The organism is Mycobacterium sp., assembly GCF_035623875.1.
Lineage (GTDB): Bacteria > Actinomycetota > Actinomycetes > Mycobacteriales > Mycobacteriaceae > Mycobacterium.
The window spans coordinates 1-3,817 of record NZ_DASPSP010000237.1 but is presented as its reverse complement, the minus strand read 5'-3'; the positions used below and the strand labels follow the sequence as shown (position 1 = coordinate 3,817).

The 3,817-nt window shown below is 65.8% G+C and carries 3 protein-coding genes and 2 pseudogenes; all 5 read right to left on the bottom strand.

The features are described 5' to 3' along the window. Positions 1-141 (bottom strand): annotated as a pseudogene (esxG, locus tag VEI45_RS19495) (type VII secretion system protein EsxG); the annotation flags it as partial. A 47-nt stretch (positions 142-188) separates the two neighbouring features. Further along, positions 189-1,877: a PPE family protein gene (locus VEI45_RS19490; RefSeq protein ID WP_324856171.1), complete on the bottom strand. Its 1,689-nt coding sequence runs from the start codon at positions 1,875-1,877 to the stop codon at positions 189-191. Positions 1,878-1,879: 2 nt separating this feature from the next. Next, complete coding sequence (locus VEI45_RS19485; protein WP_324856170.1) at positions 1,880-2,188, bottom strand: PE family protein; 309 nt, start codon at positions 2,186-2,188, stop codon at positions 1,880-1,882. 102 nt (positions 2,189-2,290) lie between these two features. Further along, positions 2,291-3,253 carry a hypothetical protein gene (locus VEI45_RS19480; RefSeq protein WP_324856169.1) on the bottom strand — a complete coding sequence of 321 codons (963 nt, stop codon included), beginning with the start codon at positions 3,251-3,253 and terminating at the stop codon, positions 2,291-2,293. Next, positions 3,253-3,817: pseudogene (locus VEI45_RS19475) on the bottom strand (cupin); the annotation flags it as partial. The pseudogene VEI45_RS19475 and the gene VEI45_RS19480, both read right to left, overlap by 1 nt.

Below are 3,817 nucleotides of genomic sequence, written 5' to 3'. Positions count from 1 at the left end.
AGACTCCCCGGCGTGAAACGCCTGCGCCGACATCGCTTCCTGCTCGGCCTGACCAATCGTCGAGCGCATCAACCCCGCCTTAGCACCAAACGCCGACTGCGACGCCACCAACTGCGGAATATGGGCATCCAACATACTCATGACTGAAATCCTCTCTCTAATCGACTACCGTTGTCACACAAGCACACTCAGCCGTTTTTCCCATCCGACTCCCACGTGCCCGGCAGCATCGGCATACTCGGACCACCACCGAACTCATCATCGGAAAGCGTCGCCAAGCCCGCCGCCTGCGTACCGCCCTTCGACACAGTCCCGGCGAACCCCAACGGCCCCGCACCCCGATCCGACGCCACCGTCTCCCCGCCCGGCCGCGCGCCCCAATCCGGGTCGACGTCGATATTCATGTCCGCGAACTCGTCGCTGTGCCCGCGCTGCTTTGCCCGTCGACGCCGCCGCGCCCGCCCCGATGCCGCCGCCGCGGCCGCGGCGAGCTCGGGCGCCTTCGCGGAACCACGCGACGTCGGCTCCTGCGTTTTGGCGCCCAGGCTCATCCCCGAGCGGGCCCCGATACCGGGAGGACCCACCACATAGGGTGGCGCAAAACCCCCGCTGCCTGCGGCCGGCGGCGGTGTCGGCGGCGCGGGATTGGCCACGGTGCTCGTCGCGGGCGCGGGAGAAGTGCCCGGGGCCGTGCCGGGCGCGGCGCCGGCAACGCCCAACACGGTGGGGGCCGTCGCGACGACGGGCAACACCGGGGGCGGGGCAGGCACGAGAGTCGGAGCGGCGGTCGGCGGCGGAATCGCAGCCAGCCCGGCCAGCCCCGCGAAGCCGCCTACGGCTCCGACGGGGGCGATCGCGGGACTGGCCACGGCCAACAGGTCCAGCGCTGGGTTCTGAAGGGGCAAACCAAGTTCTTCTAGGTGGAGCGGCCAGTCGTACAGCTCCAAGCTGATCAGGTACTGAAAAGCCTCCACCGGATTATGGACCAGGTAGTAGCCAAACTGTTGGAAATCCTCAAACAGTTCGAGAGCTCGAACAATAAAAAAGATCGGGAGGCCGTTCATTATTTGGAGTGGGTTCGTATACGAGTCGTACGTGGCTCCGTCGACCGTGCCCGCGGCGGGATTCCACGTCACCCCGATGTTCTGCAGGATATTCGCGATGAAGTTATCCAGTGCGTTGTCGATCATCGGGTCGTGTGCAACCTGGGAGTTTCCTATACCGAACTGTTGCAAGAAATTGTTGAGCCACGACGGGAGGTTCAGCGGGTTGTCGCCGTTCAAGGCGCCGGTCGCGAGAGGGTCCTGGGTGGATGAAGAAGCCTGGGTTTGCGCGTTGGATTTCAGGATCGGCGGCGATGGGTCGGCCTGCGGCGTCGATGCCACCGCCGCGGTGGAGATCACTTGATAGGTGCTCATCGTGGTGGCGGCCTGGATCCACATCCGCACATAGTCGGCCTCGTTGAGCGCAATAGGTATGGTGTTGATCCCAAAGAAATTGGTCGCTACCAACACTCCGTGAATCGCGTGGTTGGCGGCCAGCTCAGGCAGGGTCGGCATGGCCGCCAACGCGGCGGTGTAGGCCGCGGCCGCGGTCTCATGCTGGGCGGCCGCTGCGGCACTGTTGGCGCTGGCCTGCGTCAACCACGCCAGATATGGCACAAACGCGGCCACAAACGACTCTGCACTCGGCCCCTCCCACGCGCCCGCCTGCACCGCTGCCAACACCGCACTAAGTTCCTCGGCCACCGAAGAGTATTCGGCGCTCAACGAGTTCCAGGCTCCCGCCGCCGCCAGCAACGACCCCGGCCCGGGACCACTGCTCAACAACGCCGAATGCACCTCCGGCGGCGCGGCCATCCAGATGGGCGCGGTCATTGTCACCCACCCGCAAAGAAATACGATGACGCCGCCATCGCATCGCGTGCTCCATAACTGGCGCCCGACTCGCCCACCCCGACACCGGAGCGACCAAGTTCTACCGCACCTTGCGCCGCGACCGCCGCATGTTCGCTGCCGCGAAGGCTGCACCCCGCCGCGTTCTGCAGCGACACCGGATCCGCGGCCGGGGGCACCACAGCCGTGATCAGCGGGGCCGCACCGGCATTGGCAGCGGCCAGACGTGCGCTCAACGCTTCGATCGCTGCACTGGTACCAGCGAGACCTTCCGGAAGAACGCGCAACGTCACGACAGCCACTCCTCGGTCATGGGCCGCAATGCCCGAGATGAATATGATTTTCATTAACACTAGTACCACATGATCGTGGGTTTGGAAACTCGACGCGACGGTTCAATCGGACCGCGACGCCAGAGCGCAATAGCCGGGCTCAGCGAACCGCTCGGCGGCCTCCCGGATCGCGTCGGTCACCGGACGATGCTCCGGGGCGTCGCCGGAAAAGACCCGAGGCGCTGCGTCCTTGGAGTAGAACCTCGACTCTTCGCTCATGCGTTCAATTGCGTCGGCGTCGATCTCAAGCCCGACATGCGGGGACACCCACTGCCAGCTCGCGGCGGGCAGGTCGGCGTAGTCGATGCAGAGCCGCCGATCCGGATCAGCGGCGGCCGACCACAGCATCGCGCCGAGCGCGCGGGCCGCGAACTCGACGCGCGCCCTCGCCGGAACCGGCGCCGGATCAAGGCCGAAAAGCCGCGCGGTCCGAGGCGATGTAACCCCAAGCCCGAGCCAGCCCGGTGGATTGACCAGCAGCGAAGCCATGACGTGCGCCGGGTCGCGCTGGACCCAGATCCACGGCGTTTCGGGAAAGGCGGCGGCCAGGATTTCTCGGCGGCGGATGTTCCAGCTGGTGCACTTGAGCACCAGGTGTCGTTCGTCGCCGTGCCGGCGTCGGCCCAGTGCCCGCACCAGAAGCCGCACCAACCGGACCAGTGTGGCTCCGTCGACCCGATCGGGGTCGAGCCCGAGAAGTGCGTTGAGCGGGGACGGCTCGGCGACGACGATGACGCCCGGAAGTGTGCCCAGGAGTCGGGACACCAGCGTGGACCCGCATCGCGAGAGGTGAAAGATCATGCCCGTCGGCTCCAGCGACGGCTCGCTATCGAGAGCGAGGAGCGCATCGAGTCCGGTCCTGACGAGCGGTCGGGCTTGTGGGCCGCTGGCCCAACGGGCGACGGTCTGGTCGAAAAAGGGTTCGACAAAGCGTTCCGCCGAAAGGTCGGCCCAGTCGACCGTCGGTACGGGTCCGGAAAGGTCGAACCTGACCGGGGTCCAGCCGGCGAGCTCAGCAATCTCCATCAGTCGTCGGGCAGCCGGACGAGGAATCCGCTCACGATAAGCGATCGGGCCAGCTCGATCTGTTGCCGCTCGCTCAACTCGGGCAGATCGCCAACCAGGAACGGCTCAGTACTTCGCGAGACGAACTCCATCGCGGCTTTGTGGTCCAGCCCGGCACCTACCGACAAACTCGCGAACTGCAGTGTGACGCCATCGGTTTCGGTCTTGACAGAGGAATAGAGCGGTTGGTACTTACACACCAGCGTTTGTCCGTCGATTCCGGCGGCGTTCGAGATCGGCCCGACTGGTGGGCATCGGCCGCGCCGGACCAAGCCGTCCGCCAGTAACCCGAGACCGTCGGCCATTGCGCCCGAATCGTCAACTGTTCCAACAGCTTCCCGCAGCAGGCCGCGCAGCGTCGCGTCCAGATCTGCATCATCCAGGTGCCGAACAGGCAGACGGGCGTTCAGACGGTCATCGCGCCAGCTCTGCGAGTAAAGCGCTCCGATGGCAAGCATGAGCACGGTCGGTGCGTGGATGCCGACGGTCAGATGGATGGATTGCTCCGAGGTTGTCTCAGCGGAA

Bases quoted from the DNA above. Each gene is read 5' to 3' on its own strand.
- VEI45_RS19480 (WP_324856169.1), bottom strand. From the start codon at position 3,253: ATGGAGATTGCTGAGCTCGCCGGCTGGACCCCGGTCAGGTTCGACCTT.
- VEI45_RS19490 (WP_324856171.1), bottom strand. From the start codon at position 1,877: ATGACCGCGCCCATCTGGATGGCCGCGCCGCCGGAGGTGCATTCGGCG.